Raw genomic sequence first — 5,171 nt, forward strand, 5'->3', positions numbered from 1 at the left:
ATGGACCCGACGGTGATCAATGGCGGTATCATCAACGCCTACGGCACCAATGCCCGCCTCGGCAAAGGCGACTGGATGGTGGTCGAGGCCGATGAAAGCGACGGCACCTTTGTCAAGCTGCCGGCCGACGTCGCCGTGGTCACCAACATCGATCCCGAGCATCTCGATCACTATGGCGATTTTGCCGGGGTCAAGAAGGCGTTCCACAACTTCGTCGAGAACGTGCCGTTCTACGGCTTTGCCGTGATGTGCCGCGATCATCCCGAAGTCCAGGCACTGGTCGGCGAAATCCGCGACCGCCGCGTCATTACTTACGGCACCAATCCGCAGGCCGACGTCCGCCTCGTCGATCTCGAGATCAGGGATGGCGTCAGCCATTTCGCCGTCGAGATCCGCGACCGCATCCGCCTGACGCATCTCCGCATCGAGGGCCTCGAGCTGCCCATGCCGGGCGAGCACAACGCACTGAACGCCACCGCCGCAATCGCCGTCGCCGACCAGCTCAAGGTGCCGGCCGAGGCCATACGCAAGGGACTCAAGGGCTTTTCCGGCGTTAGGCGCCGTTTCACCCGCACCGGCACGGTCGGGGGCATCACCATCATCGACGATTACGGCCACCATCCGGTAGAGATTTCCGCCGTGCTGAAGGCGGCACGCCAGTCGACCCGCCGCGATGTCATCGCCGTGGTCCAGCCACACCGCTATTCGCGCGTCCACGACCTCTTCAACGAGTTCGCCACCTGCTTCAACGATGCCGATACCGTTATCGTCGCGCCGATCTACGCCGCCGGCGAGAGCCCGATCGAGGGCGTGACGCACGAGGAACTGGTGCAGCGCATCCGCGCCCGCGGCCATCGCGACGCGCGCGTCATCGACCGGCCGGAGGCGCTGGCGCCGCTGATCGCCTCGCGCGCCGCCGAGGGCGACTATGTCGTCTGCCTCGGCGCCGGCAACATCACGCAATGGGCGGCCTCACTGCCCACCGAACTCGGGGCGCTGATCGGCAAGGAGGTCGAGGCGTGAGCGGCTGGCCCGATCTCATCCCCCAGTTTCCCTGGCTGGCCGATATCCGTGGCCGCTATGCAGCCAATCAGCCGCTGAGTGAGGTCACGTGGTTCCGCGTTGGTGGCCCAGCGCAGCTGGTCTACCAGCCAGCCGACGAGGCGGACCTGGCGCTGTTCCTCAAGAACCTTCCCCGGGACATCAGGCTCACCGTCATCGGGCTGGGCTCGAACCTCTTGATCCGCGACGGCGGGCTCGACGGCGTGGTCATCCGCCTCGGCGCCAAGGGTTTTGGCAATATCGAGATCCTCGAAAACCACCGGCTTCGTGTCGGCACGGCGCTGCCGGACGTCAAGGTCGCAACCGCCGCGGCCGAAGCCGGCATTGATGGTCTTACCTTCTATCGCGGCATTCCCGGCGGTATCGGCGGGGCGCTCTACATGAACGCCGGCTGCTACGGCACCGAGACGCGCGAGCGCATGGTCGAACTGCGCGCCGTCACCCGCGAGGGCGAGATCGTCACCCTCACCAATGCCGACATGGGCTATCACTACCGCAAGTCCAAAGGCCCGCGCGGCGCCGTGTTTACCTCGGCCGTCTACCAGGGGTTCCCGGGCGACAAGGATGACATTCTCAACCGGATGCGCGAGATCACCGAGAAGCGCGAAAGCTCGCAGCCGACCCGCGCCAAGACCGGCGGCTCGACCTTCAAGAACCCCGAAGGCCATTCGAGCTGGCGGCTGATCGACGAAGCCGGGGGCAGGGGCCTCACCTTCGGCGGCGCGCAGATGAGCGAACTGCACGCCAACTTCCTGCTCAACTTGGGCGAAGCCGACGCGTTCGACGTCGAGACGCTGGGCGAGATGGTGCGCCAGAGGGTGCGGGCCAAGCACGGCATCGAGCTCAAATGGGAAATCCGCCGTATGGGCCACTTCGCGCCCGGCCGCGAAGTGCGCGAGTTCATGGACGGCGAACCGTTCACGGGAGCGGTGTAGAGTGAACGCCGCACCTCCGGTGCGAGCCGACCCCCACCCCTGTTCCCTCCCCCTAAAAACGGGGAGGGAGGCCCTCACGATCGATCTTCACAGCCTCACCGCCAATGCTCTCGGCTCCATCGTCTCCCTCCCCCTTGCGGGGAGGGGACAGGGGTGGGGGTCCCCAGCCACCGGCGCTAAAGAGATCACTCCATGACCAAGCACGTCGCCGTCCTCATGGGCGGCATCTCCAACGAGCGCCCTGTCTCGATCTCCTCCGGCACCGGCTGCGCCGTGGCCCTACGCAATGGCGGCTACCAGGTCACCGAGGTCGATGTCGGCTACGACATCGCCGAGCGCCTGCGCGATCTCAAGCCCGACGTCGCCTTCAACGCGCTCCACGGCCGCTACGGCGAGGACGGTACCATCCAGGGCGTGCTCGAGTTCCTGCGCATCCCCTACACCCATTCCGGCGTCCTCGCCTCGGCACTCGCCATGGACAAGCACCAGGCCAAGATCATGTTCAAGGCGGCTGGCATTCCGGTCACCGACCATGTGGTCGCCAACCGCGCCGAAGTCGCCCGCGCCCACGTCATGGCGCCGCCCTATGTGGTCAAGCCCATCGCCGACGGCTCAAGCTTCGGTGTGTTCATCGTCAAGGCCGACCAGAGCCACCCGCCGCAGGAACTGCTGCGCGAGGACTGGACGATGGGCGAGGACGTGATGGTCGAGCGTTATATCCCGGGTCGTGAACTTACCTGCGCGGTGATGGGCGACGTTGCGCTGGGCGTAACCGAGATCGTCACCGACCTCAGTTTCTATAATTATGAGGCAAAGTACGCCCAAGGTGGCTCCCGCCACGTCGTTCCGGCTGAAATTCAACCGAAAATTTACGACAAAGTGCAGAAGATGAGCCTCAAGGCGCATGCTGCGCTTGGGTGCCGGGGCGTATCGCGGACGGATTTCCGCTACAACGACCAAGCAGGGCCAGACGGCGAACTCGTCTGCCTCGAGATCAACACCCAGCCAGGCATGACCGAAACGTCGCTGGTTCCCGAACAGGCCCTCCATGCGGGCCATTCGTTCGAGGAACTGGTTGCCTGGATGGTGGAGGATGCGAGTTGCAACAGGTAGGGGCAAAGAGTTTCGCCAACGCCCAGCCTGTCGATCCGCGCTACCTCCCCGTTCCGATATCCCGCTCCGGCCGGCGTGCGCTGGTCAAGGCCAACCACGTCTGGGTGCTGCACAAGCACCTGATCGTGCGCGCCGCGGGCGCCATCCTTGCGCTGCTGTTCATCGTCGGCGCGTTCGAAGCGCGCGACGCGATCGGATCGGCCGGGCTAACGGTCTACCGGTTGGTGCAGGGCGAATTCGCCGAAGTCGGTTTCGGCATCGACGCCATCGAGATCAGCGGCCAGACCCTCACCGACGACAAGGATATCATCACCCTGCTGACGGTCGGCGCCGGCAACTCGACCCTTACCTTCGACGCCCAGAAGGCGCAGGGACGGCTCCAGTGGCTGCGCGCGGTGGAATCCGCGACAGTGCGCAAGGTGTATCCGAACAAGGTCATTGTCTCGATCGTCGAGAAGGTGCCGGTGGCGCGCTGGCGTGTCGGCGATACCACCTGGCTCATCGACGACTCCGGAAAAAAGATCGGCACCGACATCAGTTCCTACACCGACCTGCCGCTGGTGATCGGCGAGGGGGCGGCCGACGATGCCGTCACCATGGTGCGCGTGCTTGCCCGTCACGAGAAGCTCAAGGAGCAGCTCGCCGCGCTGAGCCGCATCGGCGACCGCCGCTGGGATCTCATCTATCGCAACGGCCTCCGCGTCCAACTGCCCGAGAGCGGCGTGGCGCAGGCGCTGGACCGGCTCGAGACCTACCAGCGCGACTATGCACTGCTCGATCGCGACGTGACGCTGATCGACCTGCGCGTCCCCGGCCTCGTCACCCTCAAGCCGGGTGAACTCGCGGCCGCCGAGCTCGCGCAGGACAAGAAGAAATCCAAGCACGAGGCCAAGGGCTCGTCCGAATACGAGACCCCGACCGAACGCAAAGCCGAAGCCGGGACCCAGTAAGACCATGATGACCGAAGCCCTGACCGCGCGTCTGAAGCCAGTACAGCCGGGTCGCACCTCGCTGGTGACCGTGCTCGATATCGGCTCGACCAAGATCTGCTGCGTCATCGCCCGTCTCGTGCCGCGCGCCGAGGGCAAGTCGCTGCGCGGCCGCACCCACAATGTCGAAGTCATCGGCTTCGGCTATGGCCCGTCCTCGGGCATCAAGAGCGGTGTCATCACCGATCTCGACAAGGCCGAGCAGGCCGTCCGCACTGTCGTCGGCATCGCCGAGCGCGCCGCGGGCCTCACCGTCCAGTCGGTAATCGTCAACGTTACCGCCGGGCGTCTCGGTTCGGAGACCTTCTCCGCCGGCGTCAACCTCGGCGGCCAGGAAGTGGAACGCGCCGACATCCAGCGCGTGCTGCGCGCCGTCAACGACCGTTCCGTCCGTCCGGAGCGCTCGATCATCCACGCGCTCCCCATCGGCTACTCGCTCGATGGCCAGAAGGGCATCAAGGATCCCAAGAACATGGTCGGCGAAAAGCTGTCGATCGATGTCGCGGTGATCTCGGCCGAAACCCTCGCCATGCGCAATGTCGAGCTGGTGCTGCATCGCTGCCACCTGCAGATCGAAGCGCTGATGGCAACGCCCTATGCCTCCGGCCTCGCTACCCTCGTCGACGACGAAAGCTCGCTCGGCGTCGCCTGCATCGACTTCGGGGGCGCCACCACCACCGTTTCGGTCTTCGCCGAAGGCCAGCTGGTCTATGCCGACGCCATCGCCATCGGCGGCCATCACCTGACGCTCGACATCGCGCGCCAGCTCTCGGTAGGCATCGCCGATGCCGAGCGGCTGAAGACCATGTACGGCTCGGTGCTGCCCGGCCAGGCCGACGAGCGCGACATGATTCCGATCACTCCGGTCGGCGCCACGCGCGACGAAGCCCCGGGCCAGATTCCCCGCTCGCACATCACCCGCATCATCCGGCCGCGTGTGGAGGAAGTCCTTACCGCGATCAAGGACCGCATGCAGGCGACCGGCATGATGGATATCTGCGGTCGCCGATTCGTCCTCACCGGCGGGGCAAGCGAGCTAACCGGGCTGCCGGAAGTTGCCCGCCGCGTGCTC

At 65.6% G+C, this 5,171-nt stretch carries 5 protein-coding genes; all 5 read left to right on the top strand.

The features are described 5' to 3' along the window. The coding region (gene murC / locus JWQ89_RS03745) for a UDP-N-acetylmuramate--L-alanine ligase (protein ID WP_299638523.1) at window positions 1–1,023 on the top strand (1,023 nt) is incomplete at its 5' end. Next, window positions 1,020–1,997 (top strand): UDP-N-acetylmuramate dehydrogenase, encoded by a 978-nt coding sequence (gene murB, locus JWQ89_RS03750; RefSeq protein WP_299638524.1) that lies wholly within the window; start codon window positions 1,020–1,022, stop codon window positions 1,995–1,997. The genes murC and murB, both read left to right, overlap by 4 nt. Before the next feature lie 192 nt (window positions 1,998–2,189). Continuing rightward, window positions 2,190–3,110 carry a D-alanine--D-alanine ligase gene (locus JWQ89_RS03755; protein ID WP_299638525.1) on the top strand — a complete coding sequence of 307 codons (921 nt, stop codon included), beginning with the start codon at window positions 2,190–2,192 and terminating at the stop codon, window positions 3,108–3,110. Beyond that, on the top strand, window positions 3,098–4,060 hold the full coding sequence (locus tag JWQ89_RS03760) for a cell division protein FtsQ/DivIB (RefSeq protein WP_299638527.1): 963 nt from the start codon (window positions 3,098–3,100) through the stop codon (window positions 4,058–4,060). The genes JWQ89_RS03755 and JWQ89_RS03760 overlap by 13 nt, the downstream gene beginning before the upstream one ends. Before the next feature lie 4 nt (window positions 4,061–4,064). Then, window positions 4,065–5,171 (top strand): cell division protein FtsA (gene ftsA / locus JWQ89_RS03765; RefSeq protein WP_299638529.1); only part of this gene is annotated, 1,107 nt, incomplete at its 3' end.

Origin of the sequence: Devosia sp., from assembly GCF_028290645.1 — a bacterium.
Taxonomy (GTDB): domain Bacteria; phylum Pseudomonadota; class Alphaproteobacteria; order Rhizobiales; family Devosiaceae; genus Devosia_A.